The organism is Streptomyces sp. NBC_01235 (assembly GCF_035989285.1).
Taxonomy (GTDB): Bacteria; Actinomycetota; Actinomycetes; order Streptomycetales; family Streptomycetaceae; genus Streptomyces.
In genome coordinates, this window is sequence record NZ_CP108513.1 from 3,858,318 (window position 1) to 3,881,757 (window position 23,440).

The 23,440-nt window shown below is 69.0% G+C and carries 22 protein-coding genes, 3 tRNA genes and 1 pseudogene; 14 read left to right on the plus strand and 12 right to left on the minus strand.

What is annotated here, in order from left to right:
* Positions 1–56: 56 nt before the first annotated feature.
* Positions 57–805, minus strand: a pseudogene (locus tag OG289_RS16975) (heparan-alpha-glucosaminide N-acetyltransferase domain-containing protein); the annotation flags it as partial.
* A gap of 201 nt (positions 806–1,006) precedes the next feature.
* Between OG289_RS16975 and OG289_RS16980 the strand changes: the two are divergent.
* The 6 genes from OG289_RS16980 to OG289_RS17005 all read left to right on the plus strand — a co-directional run bounded on the left by OG289_RS16980 (position 1,007) and on the right by OG289_RS17005 (position 7,239).
* A complete protein-coding gene (locus OG289_RS16980; protein ID WP_327320706.1) occupies positions 1,007–1,666 on the plus strand; it encodes a response regulator transcription factor in 660 nt (219 codons plus the stop codon).
* The gene (locus tag OG289_RS16985) at positions 1,663–2,772 is read left to right on the plus strand and encodes a sensor histidine kinase (protein WP_327314867.1); all 1,110 of its coding nucleotides are present in this window, start codon (positions 1,663–1,665) and stop codon (positions 2,770–2,772) included. Before OG289_RS16980 ends, OG289_RS16985 begins: the two co-directional genes overlap by 4 nt.
* A gap of 518 nt (positions 2,773–3,290) precedes the next feature.
* Positions 3,291–4,196 (plus strand): NADP-dependent oxidoreductase, encoded by a 906-nt coding sequence (locus OG289_RS16990; protein WP_327314868.1) that lies wholly within the window; start codon positions 3,291–3,293, stop codon positions 4,194–4,196.
* 78 nt (positions 4,197–4,274) lie between these two features.
* Positions 4,275–5,336, plus strand: coding sequence for an alkene reductase (locus OG289_RS16995; RefSeq protein ID WP_327314869.1), 1,062 nt, complete (start codon positions 4,275–4,277; stop codon positions 5,334–5,336).
* Positions 5,337–5,347: 11 nt separating this feature from the next.
* Positions 5,348–5,827: a MarR family winged helix-turn-helix transcriptional regulator gene (locus tag OG289_RS17000; protein ID WP_327314870.1), complete on the plus strand. Its 480-nt coding sequence runs from the start codon at positions 5,348–5,350 to the stop codon at positions 5,825–5,827.
* Between the two features lie 503 nt (positions 5,828–6,330).
* The gene (locus OG289_RS17005) at positions 6,331–7,239 is read left to right on the plus strand and encodes an SDR family oxidoreductase (protein WP_327314871.1); all 909 of its coding nucleotides are present in this window, start codon (positions 6,331–6,333) and stop codon (positions 7,237–7,239) included.
* A 945-nt stretch (positions 7,240–8,184) separates the two neighbouring features.
* On the opposite strand, the gene OG289_RS17010 is transcribed toward OG289_RS17005, so the two are convergent.
* The 3 genes from OG289_RS17010 to OG289_RS17020 form a co-directional block, all read right to left on the minus strand.
* Positions 8,185–8,523: a helix-turn-helix domain-containing protein gene (locus tag OG289_RS17010; protein ID WP_327314872.1), complete on the minus strand. Its 339-nt coding sequence runs from the start codon at positions 8,521–8,523 to the stop codon at positions 8,185–8,187.
* A complete protein-coding gene (locus tag OG289_RS17015; protein WP_327314873.1) occupies positions 8,520–8,897 on the minus strand; it encodes a type II toxin-antitoxin system RelE/ParE family toxin in 378 nt (125 codons plus the stop codon). The genes OG289_RS17010 and OG289_RS17015 overlap by 4 nt, the downstream gene beginning before the upstream one ends.
* A 298-nt stretch (positions 8,898–9,195) precedes the next feature.
* A complete protein-coding gene (locus OG289_RS17020) occupies positions 9,196–9,789 on the minus strand; it encodes a TetR/AcrR family transcriptional regulator (RefSeq protein WP_327314874.1) in 594 nt (197 codons plus the stop codon).
* A 131-nt stretch (positions 9,790–9,920) separates the two neighbouring features.
* Between OG289_RS17020 and OG289_RS17025 the strand changes: the two genes are divergently transcribed.
* The 4 genes from OG289_RS17025 to OG289_RS17040 all read left to right on the plus strand — a co-directional run bounded on the left by OG289_RS17025 (position 9,921) and on the right by OG289_RS17040 (position 13,058).
* Positions 9,921–10,685, plus strand: a complete 765-nt coding sequence (locus OG289_RS17025; protein ID WP_327314875.1) for a 3-oxoacyl-ACP reductase family protein — start codon at positions 9,921–9,923, stop codon at positions 10,683–10,685.
* 99 nt (positions 10,686–10,784) lie between these two features.
* Entirely contained in the window at positions 10,785–11,735 is a 951-nt protein-coding gene (locus OG289_RS17030; RefSeq protein WP_327314876.1) for an alpha/beta fold hydrolase, read from the plus strand.
* A 44-nt stretch (positions 11,736–11,779) separates the two neighbouring features.
* On the plus strand, positions 11,780–12,199 hold the full coding sequence (locus OG289_RS17035; protein WP_327314877.1) for an ester cyclase: 420 nt from the start codon (positions 11,780–11,782) through the stop codon (positions 12,197–12,199).
* A 460-nt stretch (positions 12,200–12,659) separates the two neighbouring features.
* Positions 12,660–13,058 (plus strand): nuclear transport factor 2 family protein, encoded by a 399-nt coding sequence (locus OG289_RS17040; RefSeq protein WP_327314878.1) that lies wholly within the window; start codon positions 12,660–12,662, stop codon positions 13,056–13,058.
* A gap of 1,417 nt (positions 13,059–14,475) precedes the next feature.
* Here OG289_RS17040 and OG289_RS17045 read toward each other — a convergent pair.
* The 5 genes from OG289_RS17045 to OG289_RS17065 form a co-directional block, all read right to left on the minus strand.
* Positions 14,476–15,345, minus strand: coding sequence for a helix-turn-helix transcriptional regulator (locus OG289_RS17045; protein ID WP_327314879.1), 870 nt, complete (start codon positions 15,343–15,345; stop codon positions 14,476–14,478).
* Positions 15,346–15,448: 103 nt separating this feature from the next.
* Complete coding sequence (locus tag OG289_RS17050; RefSeq protein ID WP_327314880.1) at positions 15,449–15,787, minus strand: MoaF-related domain-containing protein; 339 nt, start codon at positions 15,785–15,787, stop codon at positions 15,449–15,451.
* A gap of 35 nt (positions 15,788–15,822) precedes the next feature.
* A complete protein-coding gene (locus tag OG289_RS17055) occupies positions 15,823–16,524 on the minus strand; it encodes a type 1 glutamine amidotransferase domain-containing protein (protein ID WP_327314881.1) in 702 nt (233 codons plus the stop codon).
* Positions 16,525–16,550: 26 nt separating this feature from the next.
* Positions 16,551–16,940: a nuclear transport factor 2 family protein gene (locus OG289_RS17060; RefSeq protein WP_327314882.1), complete on the minus strand. Its 390-nt coding sequence runs from the start codon at positions 16,938–16,940 to the stop codon at positions 16,551–16,553.
* A gap of 45 nt (positions 16,941–16,985) precedes the next feature.
* A complete protein-coding gene (locus OG289_RS17065) occupies positions 16,986–17,585 on the minus strand; it encodes a flavodoxin family protein (protein WP_327314883.1) in 600 nt (199 codons plus the stop codon).
* A 748-nt stretch (positions 17,586–18,333) separates the two neighbouring features.
* Here OG289_RS17065 and OG289_RS17070 point away from each other — a divergent pair.
* The 4 genes from OG289_RS17070 (at position 18,334) to OG289_RS17085 (ending at position 22,391) form a co-directional block, all read left to right on the plus strand.
* Positions 18,334–19,350, plus strand: coding sequence for a zinc-dependent alcohol dehydrogenase family protein (locus OG289_RS17070; RefSeq protein WP_327314884.1), 1,017 nt, complete (start codon positions 18,334–18,336; stop codon positions 19,348–19,350).
* A gap of 88 nt (positions 19,351–19,438) precedes the next feature.
* Entirely contained in the window at positions 19,439–19,810 is a 372-nt protein-coding gene (locus tag OG289_RS17075; protein WP_327314885.1) for a DUF2255 family protein, read from the plus strand.
* A 34-nt stretch (positions 19,811–19,844) separates the two neighbouring features.
* Positions 19,845–21,431, plus strand: a complete 1,587-nt coding sequence (locus tag OG289_RS17080; protein ID WP_327314886.1) for a Na+/H+ antiporter — start codon at positions 19,845–19,847, stop codon at positions 21,429–21,431.
* Positions 21,432–21,455: 24 nt separating this feature from the next.
* Positions 21,456–22,391: an NADP-dependent oxidoreductase gene (locus OG289_RS17085; RefSeq protein WP_327314887.1), complete on the plus strand. Its 936-nt coding sequence runs from the start codon at positions 21,456–21,458 to the stop codon at positions 22,389–22,391.
* A gap of 581 nt (positions 22,392–22,972) precedes the next feature.
* Here the strand turns inward: OG289_RS17085 and OG289_RS17090 are convergent.
* The 3 genes from OG289_RS17090 to OG289_RS17100 form a co-directional block, all read right to left on the minus strand.
* Positions 22,973–23,046: transfer RNA gene (locus tag OG289_RS17090), tRNA-Ile, on the minus strand.
* A gap of 168 nt (positions 23,047–23,214) precedes the next feature.
* A tRNA-Asn gene (locus tag OG289_RS17095) sits at positions 23,215–23,287 on the minus strand.
* Positions 23,288–23,292: 5 nt separating this feature from the next.
* Positions 23,293–23,365, minus strand: a tRNA-Asn gene (locus tag OG289_RS17100).
* Positions 23,366–23,440 lie beyond the last annotated feature (75 nt).

Consider the following 23,440-nt stretch of genomic DNA (forward strand, 5'->3'; position numbering starts at 1 on the left):
CCTGCGGGAGCCGAGCTGCCTGGGTGTGTTCCGCCCAGTGGTCGCTGGAGCGTTCGCACGAGAGGCAGCTCCGGACAGGAGCTGGCGTAGCCGGTGACGGCGAGGGCGACGCCGGTGAGGGCGAGGCGTGTTCGGACAGCCGTGGCGGCGAGGTCGCAGCGGGCGACGCCATGCCGGCGAGGACGAACGGGAGCCAGGTCAGGGCCGGGTAGCCGCCGGTGAAGAGCAGCGAGACGGGGCCGTCGGCCTGGCCGACGGTGGGGAATGCGCGGTCGCCGACCACCGGCTTCAGCGCGTACAGCAGCTGCGGACCCACCAGGGCCCAACCCGCGGCGAGGATTGCCAGAGGCCTGGCGCCCAGCCGGTACAGCGGCAGCACGAGCAGGAAGAACAGTCCGTAGAAGGCGAGGATCGGCACGACCGGGGTGCCGGTCAAGGTCAGGACGGTGCCGAGGGCCATCAGGATCACGGCCCGGATGACGACCTTGGCGACGGCCTGGCGGCCGGCCGACCCGGTCTTCGGTGTGCGGCGCCCGGTGATGAGGGCCACCGCGAAGCCGGCCAGGACGGCGAACAGGGCGGAGGAGCGGCCTTGCGCCAACTCCATCAGGAAGCCGCTGACACCGCCTCGGCTCGGGGCGGGGCCCACATGGACCGCGTACATGCCGAAGACGGCCAGGCCGCGGGCCAGGTCCAGTCCGACCAGCCGACCCACGCCGGGCGCACCGGTCGAGGGCTCACCGCGCTCGCGTGCAGGGGACGCTGCGTCGGCCGGGAGCAGCGGGGAGTCCGCGTGATGTGTCATGCCGCTCCGGCTGGAGACCGGGCCGATCATGGGTATCTGGCAGAAAGCCACGGTGTCCCTGCCGACTGGAGGGTGATACCCCGCCGTGTGGCTGGAGCTGCCGCTCGTCGGGCCGCGGGGGCTCTGTGGGGCTTTAGGGTCGAGGCGGCATGGGTTGGACGGCATGGATGAAGCTGAGGCGGAGCGCGCGTGATCCGGGTAGTGGTGGTGGACGACGAGGCACTGGTCCGCTCGGGCTTCGAACTCATTCTGGGCGCCTCGCAGGACATCGAGGTCGTCGCGACGGCGAGCGGGGGCGACGCCGTGGAGACCGTCCGCCGGGAGCGGCCCGACGTGGTGCTGCTGGACATCCGGATGCCGGACGTCGACGGGCTCACCGTCCTGCGCGAGATGCGCACGATGCCGGACGCTCCGGTGGTGGCGATGCTGACCACGTTCGACGCCGACGAGTACATCCTGACCGCGCTGCACTGCGGCGCGGCCGGTTTCCTCCTCAAGGACACCGCGCCGGAGCAGCTCGCTCACCTGGTGCGCACCCTCGCCGCGGGCGGTGTGGTGCTGTCCCCCAAGGCGTCGCGGACCCTGCTGCACAGCCACCCGGGCACCCGGACGGCCGTCGACGAGGAGGCGGCCCGCGTCCGGCTGCTCACCGCCCGCGAGCGCGACGTCCTCGTCCTGGTGGCCGAGGGCCTGTCGAACGCCGACATCGGGGCGCGCATCCACCTGGGTGCCGGCACGGTCAAGGACCACGTCAGCGCGATCCTCACCAAGCTGCGGGTGACCAGCCGGGTGCAGGCCGCGCTGCTGGCGCAGCGGGCCGGACTGCTCGATGAGCGCCCGCAACCTGAAGCCAGACGATGAACCGCGCACGCGTCCAGTGGCAGCGGGTTCCTGCTCCGGTCGTCGACATCGTCCTGGCGACGGTGGCAGCCGTGGACGTATGGCTGAACATGTGGGACCACACGCGGCTTGGCGTCGCGCTGGCCGCGGTCGGCTGCGCCGCGTTGGTCTTCCGGCGCAGGTTCCCGCTCGGCGTCTTCCTGCTCACCCTGCCCATCGCGCTGATGCAGGATGTCGCCGTCGCTGTGCTCGTGGCGCTGTTCACCCTGGCCGAACGCTCCCGCAACCGCCGTCTCCTCGCCGTGTGCGTCGCCCTGTCCGCCCTCGCGAGCAGCACTCCCTGGCCCCTGGCCGAGGTCGACCGAACCATGACACTGGTCTTCTTCGTGTACGGCCTGGCGACCGCCGCGGCCCCCGTCCTCTTCGGCCAGCTTCTCCAGGCGCAACGGGACTTGGCGCGGCGGCTGGCCGAGATCGAGGAGGCCAGGGAGCACGAGCGGGCCCTGCACGCCCAGGCCGTGCTCGCCCGCGAACGCGCCCAACTGGCTCGCGAGATGCACGACGTGGTCTCCCACCAGGTCAGCCTGATCGCCGTACGGGCCGGGGCGTTGCAGGTCGCCACCAAGGACGCGGACGCCAAGGAGGCCGCCCGCACGATCCGTTCGCTGAGCGTCACCACGCTCGACGAACTGCGCACCATGGTCACGCTGCTGCGCGCCTCCGGCGGCCACGCCACCGAGCTGACGCCTCAGCCCACCCTGGCCGAACTGCACAAACTGGTGGAGTCGAGCGGCACTCACACCGAGTTGTCGGGTGCGCTTCCGCCCGCCGTGGGCACACCCGCGCAACGGGCCATCTATCGCACGGTCCAGGAGGCGTTGACCAACGTCCGCAAGCACGCCCCCGGCGCCACGGCCCGCGTCGAACTGTGGCAGGACGGCGACAACGTCGGAGTCACCGTCACCAACACCGCGACCACGCGTCCCTCCCTGTCCCTGCCCGGTTCACAGCAGGGCTTGGTCGGTCTGCGGGAACGGGCCGACATCCTGCACGGCACCCTGGAGGCGGCCCCTACCGCGGAGGGCGGCTACCGGGTGCGGCTGCGGATTCCGCTCGGTGCGGACTGACCGACCAGGGTCTCCTGCCGTTCTGTCGGGTTGCGTCGGCTCGCGAGACCCGCTTGGGCTCCTCGCTCCGCCTCGGGGGCCTGCGGCAGACGTGTGCCCTCGACGTCCGGTCGGGCAGGGCGGCCAGGTGGCTTGAGGTCTGCCCTCGGACCAGAGGCTGACACGCTGGAACAGGCGAACACCGAGCTGTTGGTGCGGCTGGAGGAAAGGGACGCGGAGCTGGAAGCTGCCCGGGCGGCCAACCGCGAGCCGACCCGGGCGCCGAACCAGAAGGGAGCCGCGCACCGCCAGGGTCTGGCCGGCCCGGTCGTCCAGCTTCCAGTCGAGGTAGCCCTTGGCCGCGCAAGGCGCGCTCCGGCGGGGCGCCTCCCCCTTCCGCCGCCCCGAGGAGACCGACGCGACCGCGACCGATCTTGCGCAGCCCGAGCAACAGCAAATACTTGGCTAGCCACATGTTTGCTGTTACGTTGATTATGTGTCCAGCCACCTAAATGGGTGGTGGCGCGAGAGGAGTCGTCATGAAAGCCATCCTGTTCGACCGTTTCGGAGGCACGGAAGTGCTGCACGAGGCGGACATCGAGGTCCCGCAACCCGGCCCCGGGCAGATCCGCGTCCGCGTCAAGGCGGCCGGGCTGAACGCGCTGGACGGCAAGATCCGCTCCGGGGCACTGGAGGCGCTGTTCCCCACGCCGCTGCCCGCCGTCCCCGGTGGCGAGCTCGCCGGCGTGGTGGACGCCCTGGGTGAGGGCGTGCGGGACGTGCAGGTGGGTGACGAGGTGCTGGGCTGGTCGGACACCGGCTCGTACGCCCAGTACGCGCTGGCCACCATCGTGGCCCCCAAGCCCGCCGGCCTCGACTGGCAGCACGCGGTCGCGCTGCCGGTGGCGGGCGAGACGGCCGAGCGGGTCCTGAACCTTCTCGGCGTCGCCGCCGGGGAGACCGTGCTGATGCACGGCGCGGCCGGAGCGGTCGGAACCCTGGCGGTCCAGCTCGCCACGGCCCGCGGAGCGCGTGTCATCGGCACCGCCGGCCCCGCCAACCAGGACTACCTCGCCTCGCTCGGCGCCACCGCGACCCTCTACGGCGAGGGCCTGGTCGAGCGGGTCCGGGCGCTCGCCCCCGACGGCGTGGACGCGGTGTTCGACCTGGCTGGGAAGGGAGCCCTCGAGGACTCCATCAACCTGCGCGGCGGCACCGACCGCATCGTCACCATCGCCGACTTCGGCGCGCACCAGCTCGGCATCACCTTCGCCAGCGGTGGCCAGGAACGCTCGGCCGCCCGCCTGGCCGCCCTGGCCCAGGACGCCGCGACCGGCAAGGTCGTCACCACCGTCACCGCCTACCCGCTCGACCAGGCCGCCACGGCCCAGCAGGTCAGCGACGCCGGGCATGTCCGCGGCAAGCTCGTCCTCACCCTCGACTGATCACGCCCGCACTCCTTCCGCCACGCCCTCCCGCCTTCCCGATCACCACCTGTTCATCAGCGCACCGAAGGACCATTCATGCTGAACGCCCTGTGGACGCCGACCACCGTCGGCGACATCTCCCTGCCGCACCGCCTGGTCATGGCCCCCATGACCCGTGACCGCTCCACACCTGAAGGCGTACCGACCGAGTTGAACGCCGAGTACTACGCCCAGCGGGCCTCGCACGCGCTCATCATCACCGAGGGAACCCAGCCCTCCACCGACGGCCAGGGCTACCTCCTCACCCCCGGCATCCACAACGACGAGCAGATCGCCGGGTGGCGCAAGGTCACCGACGCCGTGCACGCGGCCGACGGCCGCATCGTCATCCAGCTGATGCACACCGGACGCATCGCCCACCCCGACAACACCCCCCACGGGCGCCGGCCGGTCGCCCCTTCGGCGATCCGGCCGCAGGGCGCGATGTTCACCGCGTCCGGGCCCCAGGACATGCCCACGCCCCGTGCTCTGTCGACGCAGGAGGTCGCGACGACCGTCGAGGACTTCCGCCGCGCCGCAGCGGCCGCCGTCACGGCAGGCGCCGACGGCGTGGAGATCCACGGTGCCAACGGCTACCTGGTGCACCAGTTCCTGTCCGACAACACCAACCAGCGCACCGACCGCTACGGCGGTTCCCTCGACAACCGCATCCGCTTCGCCGTCGAGGTCGTCGCTGCCGTGGCCGACGAGATCGGCGCCGACCGCACCGGCCTGCGCATCTCCCCCGGCAACCCCTACAACGACATCGCCGAGTCCGACACAGCCGAGCTGTATCCGGCTCTCCTGCGCGCCCTCAGCCCGCTCGGCCTCGCCTACCTCCACGTCCTCCACGCGGGCGACGACGCGCTGCTGGGCACCCTGCGCGCGCTGTGGCCGACCACGCTGATCCTCAACCGGGCCGGCACCGACCTGCCCACCCGCGCCAAGGACATCGCCCACGGCACGGCCGACCTTGTCTCCGTCGGGGCCCTCGCGCTGGCCAACCCGGACCTGGTCGAGCGGCTACGCTCTGACGCGCCGCTGAACACCCCCGACCCGGCGACCTTCTACGGCGGCGGAGTGGCCGGCTACACCGACTACCCCACCCACACCGTCTGAGGAACCGAACCATGCCCGCCCCCACACCCCGCATCCCCACGACGGCCGGCGAGGGGCCGATGAGTTACGCGATCTTCCAGCTCGCCCGTGCTCACCGCGCCCGCGCTGCCGCCATGCTCCGCGAGATGGACCTGCATCCCGGACAGGAACTGCTGCTGATGCACCTCCTGGACCGAGACGGCCAGACCCAGTCCGAGCTGCTCGAAAGCGTCGGCCTGGACCACTCCACCGTCTCCAAGTCCCTCCGCCGCATGCAGGACGCCGGCCTGCTCATCCGCGAGCCGGCCGAACACGACCGGCGCGTCCTGGTCGTCCACCTCACCGACAAGGGCCGTGCCATGCGCGAGCCCCTGGCAGCCATGTGGCGGGCCCTGGAGGAGACCTCCGCGCTGAACCTGTCGGGGCAGCAGGCAGAGTCCTTCGTCCGCATGGCCTACGCCATCGCCGACGCGATCAACAGCCGTGCCGTTCCGCGGGAAGAGTCCGAGTAACTCCCCTCGGCCCGCACCCCGGTTCCGGCCTGGAGTGCGCATCGTTTCCGGCGTTCCTGCGAAGTGGCCGGTCCTGCAGCTCACGAAGGCCCGTACTGAGCGGAGCCAGGTGCCCCGGCTGTCGGAAGAAGCCCGGTGAGCCGAGCCGGCGGACGTGGCGGAACCCACCCGCTCACCCCGTACGTCAGGGAGAACGGGGTGAGCGGGGCCCCAGCGTCCGGGGCCAGCGCGAGCTGTCCCGGTGCAGGCAGGACGGAACTCAGTCGGGGCAGGGAAACACGCCGCGGGGCCGGCGAGCCCTTCCCCGTCGCCGGCCGGCCGGCCGCACATCGAAGACGGACGCATCACCCGCGTCCGGTTCACCTTCGACATCCACAAGCTCCTGCAGGCCGGCGGTGACCCGCGCCGCGGATCCGCCCACCACAGGCCGGCCCCTGAGCGACCCCGGCCGACGGCGCCCACCTCCCACGGCCACCACTGACCTGATGGAAAGTGAGGCCCCCATGACCACCACCCTCCCCGTCCTCGTAGTCGGCGCGACCGGCTCCCTCGGCGGCAAGGTCGTCGACGAACTGCTGGGGCGCGGTAAGAACGTCCGCGCCCTGGTCCGGCCGACCACCGACGCGAGCAGGCTCGAAAGCCGGGGTGTCGAGATCGCCCGCGGCGACATGCTCGACCTCGACTCGCTCGTCGCCGCCATGAACGGTGCCGATGCCGTCATCACCACCGCTGCCGGCTACACCCGCGGCGGCAAGAACGCGCACGACATCGACACCGTCGGCAACGCCAACCTGGCCGAGGCCGCCCACCGCGCCGGCATCCGGCGGTTCGTCCTGACCAGCATCCTCACGAGCGACCAGACGCCCCAAGTCCCGCACTTCTGGCACAAGAAGCTCGCCGAGGACAAGCTCGAACAGCTCGGCGTCCCGTTCGTCGCACTGCGGCCGGGGGCATTCCTCGACCAGATTGCGACCATGGCGGGCAACCCGATCGACAAGGGCCGCCTGATGTGGATCGGCAAGACCACCGTCCCGCTGACCTTCGTCCTCACCTCCGACCTCGCGGCGTACCTGGCGACCGCCGTCGACGCCGAGGCCGACAACGGGGAGCGCATCGACATCGGCTGGGACCGTCCGGTCAGCATGCGCGAGATGGCCGACCTGATGGGCCGCCGGGCCGGAAAGAAGATCAAGGTACTGGCCGTCCCCTCCGTCGTCGCCCGCGCCGCAGGAGCCGTCGCCGGACGCTTCATGCACCTGGTCAAGGACATGGCCGCGATGTTCGGCTGGTTCGACACCGGCCGCTACGTCGCCGACCCCCGACGCCAGGAGCAGTTGTTCGGCCCCGTCCCCAGGGCCGAGGATGCCCTCAGCCGGTACACCGACGAGCTGGGCACAGTGCAGCGCCGGTGACCGACCCGCTTCCTGGTCCCGCCGCCCGGGCGGGGGCCATACGAGAGAGGGTCGAGCAACCCATCGGGGCCGCTTCCTCTTCGGGCTGTTTCCTTGCCCCTCGGCCATCGCCGGGACACTTCCTCAGCAGCGACAGGCTCTCCACAGCGCAGACACCAGCCGACGTCGCCCTACGCGCGTCCGCGCACCCGCCGCGCCGGTATCAGCACTGCCTCCGTCGCCGACCCGTGCTCAACTGGCCGCCCTGTGGATGGCTTGGCCGCCCTGTGGATGGCTTCCCCAGCCGCGCCACCATCAAATGGGACAACGAATCGACCCCGCCTGCGCCGTCCCGGCCCCTGTACGGTCCCTGGGTCTTGGCATCGGCCCTCAAGGCAGTCGCCCTGACCGCGAGCGACGCCCTCGATCATCTACTCCGCCGCAGGTCAGATGGGTTGGAACTCCCCCGACCACCGCCGGACTCCAAACCCACGAGCAGCGGATTCAGTCCGTTCAGGCAAAGTTGACGCCCCGGCACCCAAAAAAGAACGTTTCCGCAGGTCAGAAGCCTGCGCAGGTGGGGCGGGTGGGACTCGAACCCACGGCCGACGGATTATGAGTCCCTTGGGGATCTTGGCGGCCCTTGCCGATCATTGCCGATTCACGCCGTTCTTCCAGGTCAGACGTGCCGATCACTGTCAGCCCTGTGCGGCGCTTGTCGGTCTGTTCCTGTCCTTGTGGCCCCTCAATGGCCCCTGGGGGCCGATGAGTTGGACGCTTACCACAGCGGCAGCCGCGTCCGCCCTGTTCAGCCGAGGGACTGGAACCCTTCGCGCAGCGGAGTCCCTTACCGACGCGATTGATGCTCCATCCCAGGCCACCGGGGTGGAGCATCATCCCTGACGTCACGAGGCGATCCCGCCCACCGGACTGTGCCTCGACCTGGGCAGCGGCGCGTCGATCGGGTCAGCCGAGTACGTAGCTCTCATCACCGAAGTCAGCGACGATCTTCAGCTTGCCGCCGAGCGCCTTGACGTACGCGGCGAGGGTTTCGACCTCGCTGCGCTCCAGTTGCCCCTTCTCGATGCGCGAGACGCGGGCCTGGGTGACACCCATGGCTTCGGCAACCTGGACCTGCGTAGTGTGCTGCCGCTTCCGCAACTCGGCGAGGCGGTGCACACGGGAGGCCAGGACCATCGCCTGCGCCCCCTTCTGGATCTGGTCCTTTTCGGCATCGGTGAAGGCGAAGCCGTCGGCCAGGTCCCCCCAGGAGACGGCCTGCGGGTCCTTGAGGTGATCAGTCATCGTGCCCCGTCCTCTCCATCGATTCGCTTCAGATGCTCCGCGTATGCCTGCTCCGCCTGTGGTACTGCGACGCGGTACCAGCCGGACCAGTTGCCCGCCTTGTCGCCGCCGACCAGGATCACGGCCTGGCGGTCCGGGTCGAACACGAACAGCAACCGCACCTCCGTGGCCCCTGCCGAGCCGGGGCGGAGCTCCTTGAGGTTCGACAGCACAGATCCCTTGATCGTGTCCACCAGAGGCCGACCCAGCGCGGGACCTTCCTCCTGAAGGGCAGTGACAGCCTGGCTGACCTGAATCAGGGTGTCACGGTCAGTACGGCGCAGGCCGTGAAGCCACGAAAGAGCCGGCTCGACCACGACGATCTCCCAAGCCATACACATGCCCCCATCTGCAATTTATTACACTGCCAGCATACACCACTGACGTCATAATGACAGACGTGGGACCGGGCTGGCCCAGTCAGCCAGGAGGATGGAATCTGCCCACAGCGGAGTCCCTTACCGACGAGATGATGCCCCACCCCTTGGTCCAGGGTGGAGCATCGTCCCCTGACGTCAAAAGACGATTTTGTCCACCGGGCTGTGCATGGACCTGGGTCGCAGCGCGTCAATCGGATCAGCCGAGGACGCAGGCCTCATCGCCGGACTCAGCAACGATCTTCAACTTGCCGAATCACGAGCTCGGCCACGTACTGAGGGCTTGGTCGGCGACGCGGTGCATGTCTTCTCGGCTGGCGCCGCCAGCGGCCTGTACAGCGAGGCCCTGCCCGACGGTGTGCACATAGCGGGCGAGGGTTTCCGGGTCGGCGGTGGGGGGCAAGTCGCCCTCGGCCTGGGCTTTTTCGAACCGTGCCCGTAGGGCCCCTACTCCGGCCTCGCGGCGTTCGGCCAGGTCGCGGCGGACCGGTTCGCTTTCCGGGCCGGCGGCCAGCGCGGACTGCACCAGCAGACAGCCGCGCGGGCAGCCGGGCGCGGTGTGGGCGTCCACGGCTCCGTGCAGCATCGCCTCGGCCACCTGCCGGGCGGTGGGAAGCTCAAGAGCCGGGGCCACAAAGGCTCCCGGGCCCTGCACATAGCGGTCGACGGCCTTGCGGAACAGCTCCTCCTTGTTGCCGAAGGCGGCGTAGATGCTGCGCCGGTTGATCCCCATGGCCTCGGTCAGCGCGGCGAGCGAGGCGCCCTCATAGCCCTCGGCCCAAAACAGCCGCATCGCCACGTCCAGCGCCTCGTCGGTGTCGAAGGACCGGGGCCGTCCCGTGCTGGGCATCGAAGCCTCCTTGAGAAAAAGTTCGCCGCCACGGAATGACTCCCGTGGTTGCTCAGGTTAATGTCATCATGGATATAGTAACCGAGCGGTTCGGTACGTAAATGAAGTGCTGAAGACATCGGAGACCCCCTATGAGCCCCCAGCCCGCCCCCGGCACCACCCAGTCCGGAGTACGGCCCCTCGACGGCAAAACCGCCCTGGTCACGGGCGGATCCCGGGGCATTGGTGCCGCGATCGTGCGCCGTCTGACCGCCGACGGCGTCCAGGTCGCCTTCACCTACGCCAGCGCCAAGGAACAAGCCGACGCCGTGGCCGCGGCGACAGGCGCCCTGGCCGTGCAGGCGGACAACGCGGACCACGAAGCCGTCCGGGCCGCGGTCAGCCGGACCACGGAGCATTTCGGCGGACTGGACATCCTCGTCAACAACGCCGGCGTCTCCCACGCCGCGCCGATCGAGGACTTCCCGCTGGAGGAGTTCGACCGGCTGATCGCCGTCAACGTCCGGGGCGTGTTCAGCGCCGTGCAGGCCGCCGCTCCCCACCTCGGCCAGGGCGGTCGCATCATCACCATCGGCAGCGTCATCGTCGACCGCGTCCCCTTCCCCGGCGCAACCGTCTACGCCCTGACCAAGGCCGCCGTCGCCGGTCTCACCCGCGGCCTGGCCCGCGAACTCGGTCCGCACGGCATCACCGTCAACAACGTGCAGCCCGGCCCCACTGCTACGGACATGACCCCTGACTCCGGCCCGTACGCGGAATCCCTGAAGCAGCTCATGCCGCTCGACCACTTCGCCGAGCCCGCCGACATCGCCAGCGCCGTCGCCTATCTCGCCGGCCCCGAAGCCCACTTCATCACCGGCACCAGCTGGAACGTCGACGGCGGCATCGCCGTCTGACCGCCCACCCCGGGCGGCCGCAAGCAGGCGCGGTCCACCGGCCTCCAGCCGCACCGTCGTGCAAGACAACACCCCCGTCACAAAGGACGTACCACGACCATGAACGCTTCCACCACAGCCCCCACGACCGCCCCAGCCGTCGAGTCGGAGGAGCCGCTCAGCCCCGGCTACGACGCGGCGACCAAGGACGACGCCGAGTTCAACAAGCACTTCCGGCACGGCTTCACCACCATCGACGACGTACAGATGCACTACGTCATCGGCGGCGACGGCCCGCAGGTCATGGTGCTGCTGCACGGCTGGCCGCAGAGCTGGTACGAGTACCGCCAGATCATGCCCTCGCTGCTGCCCGGCCGCACCGTCATCGCCATCGACCTGCCCGGCATGGGCGACTCCACCGGAAACCCGCCCTCCAGGACCAAGGCGGTCCTGGCCACGTACATCCACAAGCTCCTCAACCACCTCGGCCACCGCGAGAACGTACAGGTCGTCGCCCACGACTTCGGCGTCAGCGTCGCCTACCCGCTGGCCGCCCAGTACCGCGAGCAGGTGGCCGGGCTGTTCCTCATGGACTACGGCCTGGTCGGCAAGAACCTGAAGTTCGCCACCATCGAGTCGATGTTCTGGCACTTCTCCTTCAACAAGCAGAACCCGCTCGCGGAGGAACTGGTCACCGGCCGGGTCGAGACCTTCCTCACCCACTTCTTCCAGGGGATGAAGACCGCCGGCGAGAACGTGTCCGACGACGAACTGGCCGAGTTCGTCCGGCTGTTCTCCCGCCCCCAGGTCCTGCACGCCGGCTTCGAGCTCTACCGGACCGAGACCCAGGACGAGGCCGACAACGCCAAATTCCAGGAGACCCCGCTGACCATCCCGGTCCGCATGATCACCCAGGCCGGCCTCGCCGACATGGTCCTGCCACCCCTCCAGGACGCCGCCCCCCACGCCACCTCCGCCGACGTCCCCGGCGCCGGACACTTCCTCCTCCACGAAGCACCCGACCGCGTCCTGGCCGAGATCAACGCCTTCTACCCCCACCCCACAGCCTGACCGACTTCGAAAGCCGGCACACCGAGGTGAGAGGAAAACCCCTGATGAACAGCCAACCCACTTCCGCCCGCGATGTCCCTACCCGCGTATTCGCCGCCTTCGACGCGGGCGATATCGATGCGCTGGACACCCTGGTCTCGCCCGATCTCGTCGACCACAACCTGCCTCCAGGGGCTCCCTCGGCGATCGAGGGGATGAAGGGGATGGTCGCTGCCATGCGCGACGGGTTCACCAACCCTCACCACGAAATCGTCTACCAGGCCGAGACAGACGACGGCTGGGTCGTCTCCCAGTGGGTGATCACAGCGACCCACACCGGCCCTTGGTTCGGACTGCCCGCGACAGGCCGTGACGTGACCTGCTCCGGCATCGATCTCGCGCGGGTGGTCGACGGTCGGATCGTCGAGATCCGGCACGTCGAGGAGCTGCTGCAACTGCAGATGCAGATGCAGCTCACTGACTGAGGCAGCAGCAAAGACGCATCAGCGCGGCGTGAGCTGACCCAGACAAGGGACCCCAGGCGAAGAGTCGAAGTTGATCGCTTAATAGACCCTTCGCCGGGGGTTCTCATGGCTCACGCTGTTGCCCCGTCGGCTCCTGAAGGCCGTCTGACGACATCAGGGAGGCGCTCGCTCCATTGACAGGGCGCAGAGAAAGATCAAGGCGCGGTCCCGCACGCCATCACCGGCACGAAGCTCCAGGTCCCGGTCAAGCGCATCCTGCAGGGCACCGAGATCGAGCAGGTGGCCGACCGCGGCTCGACCGACAATCCGTCCGCACTCCAGCGGTTCGCCGGGTACCGCGCCGAACGCGCCCGCAAAGGCCGTATGACCGAGGCCCGGCGCTGAGCCCCAGCCATAAAGACCTGGACCCAAGTCCAGGACGCATTGCCGCACTGCGCGGCCAAGAGAACCGAGGAGAGAGATGTCGGGCAAAGAACCGGATCCCACGGACTTCAGCGTGGTGAACACCTTGCTGGCCGCGATCGAGAAGGGCGACATGGACGAGGTGCGGCGCTGCTTCGCACGCGACGCGCTCATCTGGCACAGCTTCGACGAGATCGAGCAGGATGTCGATGCCATGGCTGCGATGCTCGGTCACCTCTGTGCCCACTCGACGAGCCGGAACTACGAGGACCGACGCATCACGACAGTCGGCTCGCAGGCGTTCCTGCAGTACACGCTGACCGCGGTGCTCCACTCTGGAGGCCGGTTCCGAATGCCGGCGATGATGCGACTGGAGGTCGACTCCGACGGGCTCGTGGCACGGATCGAGGAGTACTTCGACTCGCGCGTGCTCGACAGCCTCGCCGAAGTGTCGTGACGGCCTCCGCGTTCAACGAGAACGAGAGCGTGGCTCCCCGGGGGCCAGAACGTCACGCCGAAAGAACGGCCCCATGTCGCTCCCGTCATTGTCGGCTTCGGCGCCGACTCCGACACCCTGCCGACGATCGAGGCGGCGCAGGTCAACTACTCAAGGACGCCCCGCGCGGCGGCCGGCGGCCGCAACGGTAGCGCCGAACCGCGATCCACGGCCCGCGCCAGAACTGACTCACCCGTCTGCGATGTCCTCACACGGGCATGATCGGCTCACGGACCGCCGAGGGCCATGTCCACGGAGAGGGGATGCCAGTTCGCAGCGACAGCTGGTTCAGACCTCCTGTGCGGCCCCGGCCGGCTCACCGGGCGGACACTTCGGAAATAGGCCGCCAGCGACCCTGCAGGGCCGTTTCCCCTTCGGGCAGTTTCCTTGCCCCGGACACGCCCGCGCCGCTCCGGCCCCTGGGTCCTGGCATCGGCCCCAAGGGCAGCCGCCCAGACCGCGAGCGACACCCTCGATCATCTACTGAGCCGCAGGTCAGATGGGTTGGAACTCCCCGACCACCGCCGGACTCCGAACCCACGAGCAGCGGATTCAGTCCGTTCAGGCAAAATTGACGCCCCGGCACCCAAAAAAGAACGTTTCCGCAGGTCAGAAGCCTGCGCAGGTGGGGCGGGTGGGACTCGAACCCACGGCCGACGGATTATGAGTCCTTTGAGGATCTTGGCGGGCCTTGCCGATCAACGCCGATCTATGACGTTTTCCCAGGTCAAGTGCATTGATCGTTGTCAGCCCGGTGTGGTCCTCGTCAGTCTGTTCCTGTCCTTGTGACCCCTCGATGGCCCCTGGGAGCCGTTGAGTTAGACAGCTTCTGCAGCAACAGCCGCGTCCGCCCAGTCCAGCCAACGGGACAGAACCCCCGCACAGCGGAGTCCCCTTCCACCGCGCAAAGGCTCCGCACCCAGTAGGGGCGGAGCCGCTGTAGCAATTTGTCGCAAGCTGGGACTATGCCGCACCCGCGTGCGGTCACACCGACCGCACCTCTGCGTGCACCGGTGTGGCCGTCGCTGTTCGCGTCAGTGGGTGACCGAATAGGAGTCGCCGGTGCCGGCCAGAGCACCCCGTCGACGATCAGGTACTCGTCGCGGATCAGGCGGCCCGCCGACCATCTCCTCGGCAGCGTGTCAGAGTCGGGGTCAGCGGCGCACATGCCGCGCAAGAGTTCGATCACACGATGTCGGCATGCTCTCCGCCGGTCGAGCCAGTGGGCCAGCCGAAGACACACCCGACCCGATGGGGCTCGGCCTCAGCACCCGGGCGATGGCGTCCAGCACCGAGTGAAGAAGGGAGAGCCCTTTCCTGGATGCGCGCTGCGTAGGAGAAAGGACTCCCCCATTTCTCGGAGGAATACCGGGGACGGTCAGGCGGAGCTGCCGCTGGCCGTGTGGCTGGGCTCGGCGGCCCAGGACGCCAGCAGGCGCAGGCTGTCGTGGGTCGGAGTGCCGGATTCTGCGGTCCACACGATGATCTGCAGGTCAGGGCCTGCCGCCCAGGTGACAGCGTTCCAGTCGAGATGCAGGTCTCCGACCACGGGGTGGCGCAGGTGCTTGCTCCCGGTGTCCCGGACGGCGACGTTGTGGGCGCCCCACCACCGGCGGAACTGGTCGTCCCGGACCGAGAGTTCGCCGACCAGAGCGGCGAGCTGCGCGTCCCCGGGGTTGTTCGTGTTGTGCATCCGCATCTGGGCGATGGCGAGCCGGGTGACGCCCTCCCAGTCCGCGTACAGCTCACGCATCCTGGGATCGGTGATGAGGAGTCTTATGTAGTACCGCTGCTTCTCGGGGATCTTCGCGAAGTCGGTGATCAGGGCGGCGCCCATGGCGTTCCAGGCGACGATCTCGGTGCGCGGTCCGATCACGAAGGCGGGGGTGTGCGCCATGTCGTCGAGCATGCGCTGCAACTGGGGCTGGATCCTGGGGCGCGGCTGTCGGCGGGGCGGGCGGTACTCGTCCTTGGCCGCGAGCTCGTACAGGTAGGCGCGCTGGTCGTCGTCCAGGTGCAGCACCCGGGCCAGGGACTCCAGCACGGACGGCGAGGGCTGGATACGGCCCTGTTCGAGGCGGGCGTAGTAGTCGGTGCTGATGGCCGCCAGTACGGCGATCTCCTCACGGCGCAGGCCCGCGACGCGACGCGGGCCGCCGTCGGGCAGGCCGACGGCGGCCGGGGCGAGCTCGGCACGGCGTGCCTTGAGGAATTCCCCCAGATCATGGCGGTGAGGATCGCGGTTCATGCCATCACCCTGACATCGCGGAGCAGTGTTGTCAGGGGGAGAGATCTGTCCCTGGAAGCCTCACCGCCAGGATGACGCGCGAACTGCGGCTGTCACCACGAGTTCAGCGGACGCGGCTCCACTTTCCATGGAGCTGGACGAATTCGCCACCGATGACGGAGCTGGCCATGCAGGTGCCCTCGGTGTAGTCCTCGATGTGGGTGACGTGGTCACCGGCGTCGGGTTCGGTCCAGCGCACGACGTACAGGCCGTCGCGGAGCTGGGTGGTGGTGTACTCCATCGTCTGCTTCCGGCCCTCGATGGCACCGCCTGTCACCTCGAAGGTGACCTGGGTCGCCGAGTCGAAGGTGATCTCCACAGTGAAGTGGCCGAGCGGTGTGTCCGGGCCGAGGTCCGCCAGCCAGGTCTGCCCCACGCTGGGAAGGGTCACGTTGCTGTCCATCGGTCCTACCTCTTTTTTGAGCGGCGGTGCGGGTGTCAGCCGAGGGCCTTGACGACTTCCTGGGCGAGCGGGACGGCCGAGGCGGGGTTCTGGCCGGTGATGAGGGCGCGGTCCACCTCGAGGTGGGGGGCGAAGTTCTCCTCGCCCTTGTGGTAGTCCGCGCCCACGTCCGCGACGAGACGGTCCTGGAGCAGCCACTTCGCCCGGTCGGCGAGACCGTTCTGGATCTCCTCGGAGTTGGACAGTCCGGTCAGGCGGTAGCCGGCGAAGGGGGACTTGCCGTCGGCGTCCACGGTGGACAGCAGGGCGGCCGGGCCGTGGCACACGAGCGACACGATCTTGCCGGAGGCGAGCCAGTCGCTCAGCAGCCTGCCGGCCGCGGGGTCGTCGGACAGGTCCTCCATCGGGCCCCAGCCTCCGGGGACGAAGACGGCGTGGAAGTCGTCGATCCGGACGTCCTCGATGCGGATCGGGTTCGCCAGTTCGGTGGCCTCGCGCAGGGCGGTCTTCATCTGCTCGGCGCCCTCCTCGCCACCGTTGAAGTCGGGCGTCAGGCTGAGCGCGTCGGCGGTCGGCGGAACGCCGCCCGGGGTGGCCGCGACGATCTCGTAACCGGCCTCCTTGAAGACGCCGTACGGACCGATGGCCTCCTCGGCCCAGAAGCCGGACGGCTGCTCGAACCCGTCGGCCAGGGTCCAGTGGTCGGCGGCGGTGATGAGGAAGAGAATCTTCGCCATGGGTTTCTCCCTGGAAGTGAGTGCGGTCAGCCGTTCGCGGCCTGCTGGACGACGTGGCTGTCGGCGGCCTGGATCAGGCGGGTGAGCTTGCCGCCACCGACCGTCCACAGGTGGATGAAGCGCGCGTCCGACTCCAGGCCGGACTTGGACACGGCGTGGTAATGGCCGCGGACGAAGACGTGGTCACCAGAGCCGTAGAACTCCTCGGCCACCGCGCCGAAGGAGCTGAATTCGGGCGCGAGCCGGCCGAAGAAGTCAGCCCCGGCACTCGCCCAGGTCTTGTAGACGCCGCCGTACGGGAAGCCGGGAGTGATGTCCCAGACGACGTCGGGGTCGATGACCTCGGCGGCCACGTCCGGAGCCATGCCGGAGTCGTAGAGCCGACGGACGAGAGCGACGTTCGGGGAGTCGGACATGATGCTGCTCCATTTCGGGTCAGGCTTGCGGGTCAGTTCTCGGGTTCAAGCGGCGAGGGTGGCGCGGCCGGCGCGGAAGAACGCGGTCTGCTGCGCGACGCGGGCACCGAGGCCCTCGGCGGTGGCGATGTCGGACTTGTGGACGGCCTCCGGGCCGGCGTCGACCGGGGTCTGGGCACCTGCGCCGACGAAGTAGCCCAGACGGTTGATGTCGTCCTCGCTGCCTTCGGTGGTGGCCCAGCCCGGCTGGACGCCGAGGCTGACCCAGTGCATGCCGTGCTGGGCGGCCATGGTGAAGAAGTAGCCCAGGGTCGAGGACTTGTCGCCGTTCTTGGCACCGGAGTTGGTGAAGCCGGCGGCTATCTTGTCGACCCAGGTCTGGGTGTACCAGCGTTTGCTGCTGGCCTCGGCGAAGGTGTGGAAGGCGGCGGAGGCGGTGCCCATGTAGGTGGGGGCACCGAAGATGATCGCGTCGGCGGCGTCCAACTGCGCCCACTGCTCGTCCGTGATCGTGTCCACGGGGATGGAGATCACCTCGGCACCGGCTGCCCCGGCACCGCGCGCCACGGCCTCGGCCATGACAGCGGTGTGGCCGTAGCCGGAGTGGAACGCGACGGCGACCGTGGGGCGGGAGGTGGAAGACATGACGGTACTGCTCCTCGAAAAGGATTGCGTGAATCGTGCTCTGGAAGCATGGCACGCAATTCGACTGCGAAGGTAGGAAGGATCTGTCCCTGGTCGGGATCTGCTCCGGGTCAGGAGGAAGGAACAAGGTGGCACGCCGGAAATCCCAGTGGCTATTTACACCGGGATCCTTCTGCTAATTCTTTGTACGCACGAAAGGAGACCGCACGCGTCAGTTGACGGTGTCGGACTCGGAGTCGTGCGGCACGGCCACCTCATCCCTGCCAGGCCCGCCACGCGCCGGCGCCGGTCGGTCACGGGCAGACCAGACCGACGATGCGGGGGCTGAGCCCGGCCCGGCGGGCCTTGAGGAATTGGCCCAGCTCCTTACGGTGCGCACTGCTGTTCATGCTGGCCAGTGTGCGCTGTCCGCCACTTTGCTGGGTAGGAAGGTTTTGTCCCTGGTTGCTTCTGCCTGGGGGTGGAATTCTCCTGTGTATGGGCCCTGCGAGCGGTGACAGCAGCGAGAGACCGGCAATTATTTTTCACACGCCGTCGACGCTTCCCTATACCCCGTGGGCCATCATCGAGGAATTCGGCACGTCCGGGGTGACACCGCTGCCCAAGCATCAGCGCCACAGCAACGCACGAAGAGAATCACGATGGAACTCCTGAAGCGGCCGCCGACCGGCAAGGGCCACCCACCGGCGCGAAGACCGCACCCGCGCCCGACCCACCCCCACCCGAGAAACGCATCAGGAGAAAAGACATGCGAGCAACTGTGATCCACGCCCCCGGTGACATCCGGGTGGAGGACGTCCCCGAGCCTAGGATCGTCAAGCCGACGGACGCGATCATCCGTACGGTCGCCACCTGTGTGTGCGGCTCGGACCTGTGGTCCTACCGAGGCGCGGAACCCGTCACCGAACCCCACCCCATGGGCCACGAGTACGTCGGCATCGTCGAGGAGGTCGGCAGCGAGGTCACCCACGTCACGCCGGGCCAGTTCGTGGTCGGCTCCTTCGCCACCTCCGACAACACCTGCGCCAACTGCCGTAACGGCTGGCAGTCCAACTGCCTGCACCGCGAGTTCATGAGCACCTGCCAGGCCGACTACGTCCGCATCCCCAACGCCCACGGCACCCTCGTCGCCACCGACGAGCACCCGGACGCCGAGTTCGTGCCCGGCCTGCTCGCCGTCTCCGACGTGATGGGCACCGGCTGGTACGCCGCCCTCGCAGCCGAGGTCAAGCCCGGCTCGACGGCCGTGGTCGTCGGCGACGGAGCGGTCGGCCTGTGTGGCGTCATCGCGGCGAAGGAACTCGGCGCCGAGCAGATCATCGCGATGAGCCGTCATGAGTCCCGGCAGAAGCTCGCCCTCGAATTCGGCGCCACCGGCATCGTCAGCGAACGCGGCGACGAAGGCATCGCCCGCGTCAAGGACCTCACCGGCGGCATCGGCGCCGACTCTGTCCTGGAGTGCGTCGGCACCGCCGAGTCCATGCGTCAGGCCCTGCACTCCGCCCGTCCCGGCGGCAACGTCGGCTTCGTCGGCGTCCCGCACGAGGTGGCGGTCGACGGCCAGGAACTCTTCTTCTCCCACGTCGGCCTGCGCGGCGGCCCCGCCCCGGTCCGCCGTTACCTGCCGGACCTCATCGGCCGCGTCCTGTCCGGCCGGATCAACCCAGGCAAAGTCTTCGACCTCACCCTCCCCCTCGACCAGGTCGCCGAGGGCTACAAGGCGATGGACGAACGCCGCGCCATCAAGACCCTCCTCACGCCCTGACCCGCCGCCTCATGGGCGTGAGCTGCCCCAGCCTGTGCTCACGCCCACGAGAGCACACCCCACCGAACGGTCGAGAGGAGGCAAGCCCATGACGACCTGGACGAACGACGAGCTGACCCGGATCGGGCACGCCGAGGAACTTCGGATCGCCCCCTCGCGCAGCGACGGAACGCCGCGCACACCCGTGCCGATCTGGGTCGTCCGCGACGGCGACGACCTCTACGTCCGCTCCTTCCGCGGCAGCGCCGGCGCCTGGTACCGCGCGGCCAGGGCCCGCCCCGAGGGCCGTATCCGCTCCGGCGGCGTCGACAAGGACGTCACTTTCGTCGAGGTCACCGACCCCGGCGTGAACGACCGCATCGACACCGCCTACCGCACCAAGTACGGCCGGTACGGAGCGAGTTACGTCAATCCCATGGTGGCCTCGCGGGACACGACCCTGAAGCTCGTACCCCGCTGAACGGCAGCTCTTTCACCCCTCCAGGAGAAACACCTTGCTCGGTCTCGAACTCGTCGTGGTCCTGGGCGTGGCCGTGCTGGTGGGCAACGCCGTGGGACAGCGCCTCGGCATCGCCCCGCCGGTCGTCCTGCTCGTGACGGGTGTGCTCCTGGGGTTCGTCCCGGCGGTGCGGGAGGCACAACTGCCTCCAGAAGTCGTGCTGTTGCTCTTCCTTCCGGTCCTGCTGTACTGGGAGAGCCTGACCACCTCCCTGCGGGAGATCCGCGCCAACCTCCGCGGCATCCTGCAGCTGAGCACCGTACTCGTCATCCTCACGGCCTGGGCCGTCGCCGCGGCCGGGCACGCCCTCGGGCTGCCGTGGGGGCCGGCGTGGGTGCTCGGCGCGGCCATGGCGCCCACGGACGCGACTGCGGTCGGTGTCCTGGCCCGCGCCCTGCCGCGCCGCCAGGTCACCGTCCTGCGCGCGGAGAGCCTGGTCAACGACGGCACGGCCCTGGTCGTCTACGGTCTCGCCGTCGGCATCACGGTCGGCGGGGAACACCTGAGCGTCCCGCACGTCGGCGGACTGTTCCTGCTCGCCTACGGTGGCGGAGCCGCGGTAGGCGTGGCGGTCGCGTGGGTCAACATGAACCTGCGGCGCCGCCTGACCGATCCCCTGCTGGGCAACCTGGTCATGATCCTGGCGCCCTTCACCGCCTACCTGCTCGCCGAACTCATCGAAGCCTCCGGTGTCCTCGCGGTGGTCGTCAGCGGCATGATCATGTCCCAGGTCGCCCCGCGCATCATCCAGGCCGAACACCGCACGCAGGCACTGGCGTTCTGGCCACTGGCCACCTTCATCATCAATGGGGCGCTGTTCGTGCTGGTGGGGGTGGAACTGCAGTACGCCGTCCGCGACCTGGGCCGCGCCGACCTCCCAGGCGCGCTGATCGCGGTCGGTGTCATCTGCGTGGTACTCGTCGCCGTTCGCTTCGCGTTCCTGTACGCCTCCACCTACCTGGTCCGCGCGCTCGACCGCCGCCCCCAGCAACGCGTGCTCCGCGTAGGTCACCGGACCCGGGTGGTCAGCGGGCTGGCCGGCTTCCGGGGCGCGGTCTCGCTCGCGATGGTGCTCTCCGTGCCGCAGACACTCGACTCGGGCGAGCCGTTCCCCGACCGCAGCTTCATCGTCTTCGTCACCTCCGGCGTCATCCTCGTGACGCTGGTGGTGCAAGGCCTGCTGCTGCCGGTGGCGGTGCGCTGGGCGAAGCTGCCACCCGACACCACGGTCGACGACGAACATGACCTCGCCGAGACCACGGCCATCGAAGAGGCGATCAAGGCGATACCCCGACTCGCCGCCGGTCTGGAGAGTGATCCGAAGATCGTCGAGTGGCTGCGGCAGGAGTACGAGGCCCACCTGGCGTCCGTCCGGGCCCGGAGCGCGGGCGCCCACGACGACCCCGCGGTGCTCCAGCACCAGGACTACCTCGCGCTGCGCCTGGCCCTCATCGCCAACAAACGCGCCACCGTCGTACGGCTGCGCGACGAGCGCCGGATCGATGACACCGTACTGCGCCGCCAGCAGGCCGCCCTCGACAGCGAAGAGATCCGCCTGTCGGGAGGCGCGGCGGTCGAATGACTCGTCTCCGAGGAAGGACTTCCCATGAAGGCCATAGGGCTGACCGAATTCGGCGGACCCGACGTACTGCGGGTCCTGGACCTTCCGGTCCCCGAGGCCGGGCCGGGCGAGATCCGGATCCGGGTGCACGCGGCGACGGTCAACCCCGTCGACACGTTGGTGCGCCGGGGAATCGCCTTCGTCTCCGACGCCGAGCCGCCCTACGTGCCAGGGATGGACGCGGCCGGCGTGGTCGAGCAGATCGGCGAGGGAACCGAAACCGATCTCGAGGCCGGTGACCATGTCATGGCCGTCGTGGTCGTCTCCGGGACGCGCGGAGCCTACGCCGAGCACCTGGTCGTTCCCGCCGAGTCGGTGGTCCGCGTACCGGCGGGCGCGACCGATGTCGAGGCCGCCACGCTGCCGATGAACGGGCTGACGGCCCGTATGGCGCTGGACCTGCTCCAACTTCCCGCAGGCGCCACCGTGGCGGTCACGGGAGCGGCCGGCGCGGTCGGCGGCTGCGCTGTCCAGCTGGCCAAGGCGGACGGGCTCCGGGTGATCGCCGACGCGGCGCCGAAGGACGAGGCACTGGTGAAGGAGCTCGGGGCTGATGTAGTCCTGCCTCGCGGTACCGAGTTCCCGGAGCTGGTGCGCAGGGAGATACCCGACGGTGTCGACGGACTCGTCGACACCGCGGGCGTCGCCGGCCTCGCCATCCGCGCGGTCCGCGACGGTGGTCGGGTGGCCTCGTCGGTCGGTGGCGTCGAAGTGCCCGGTGAGCGCGGCATCGAGATCCGCCACACGTTGGTGCCCCAGTACGCACGCGAACATGCCAAGCTCGACCGCCTCCGTCAACTGGCGGAGGAAGGCAGCCTTACCTCGCGGGTCGCACGGACCCTGCCGGCCGAACAGGCCTCCGAAGCACACCGACTGCTGGAAGTGGGCGGCCTCCGGGGACGCGTGGTGCTCACCTTCTGAGCATCCGGAAGTCCAGGTGATCGCGGGCCGGGTGGGTGGCGGCTTCGGCGTCCCCCGAGACAGCTGCTGCCCAGTCGGCGTCCCCGGCCACACCGACGGGTCCACACGAGAGGGTCGCGTAGCCCATCGGGGCCGTTTCCTCTTCGGGCCGTTTCCTCGCTCCCTCGGCCGTTGCCGGGACGCTCTCTCAGCAGCGACAGGCTCTCCACAGCACAGACGGCAGCCGACGTAGCCCGACCCGCCGCCCCGGTACTCAACTGACCGCCCTGTGGATGGCTGCCCCAGCCGCGCAACCATCAAATGGGACAACGAATCGACCCCGAAACGCCGTCGGTCCGCCCGCTGCTGCGCCGTCCCGGCCCCTGTACGGCCCCTGGGTCTTGGCACCAGCCCTCAGGGCGGCCACCCGAACCGCGAGCGGAAACCTCGAACACCTACTCCGCCGCAGTTCAGAGGGGTTAAGGCTCCCCCGAGCACCTCCGGACCCCAAACCCACGAGCAGCGGATTCAGTCCGTTCAGGCAAAGTTGACGCCCCGGCACCCAAAAAAGAACGTTTCCGCAGGTCAGAAGCCTGCGCAGGTGGGGCGGGTGGGACTCGAACCCACGGCCGACGGATTATGAGTCCGCTGCTCTAACCGGCTGAGCTACCGCCCCATAGCGGCGTGTCGCGTACATGTGTGCGCGCCGTCTGCCGCAGCATAGCCGCTCATACGATCTCACGCTTCGGCTGGTCGACCTTGCACGACCATGAGGACCGCGCCCTGGCCTGCGCGGTTCCCGCCGACATGAAAAAGGACCCCCACGGGGTCCTCGTTCACGATGCTCCCCCGACTGGACTCGAACCAGTAACCTGCCGGTTAACAGCCGGCTGCTCTGCCAATTGAGCTACGGAGGACCGAGCTCCCCCGACTGGACTCGAACCAGTAACCTGCCGGTTAACAGCCGGCTGCTCTGCCAATTGAGCTACGGAGGAATGCCTCGTTGCATCGAACGTACCTGCCTGGGTATTCGCCAGGAAGCGCTCGCTCGCTGCGACACATACATTAGC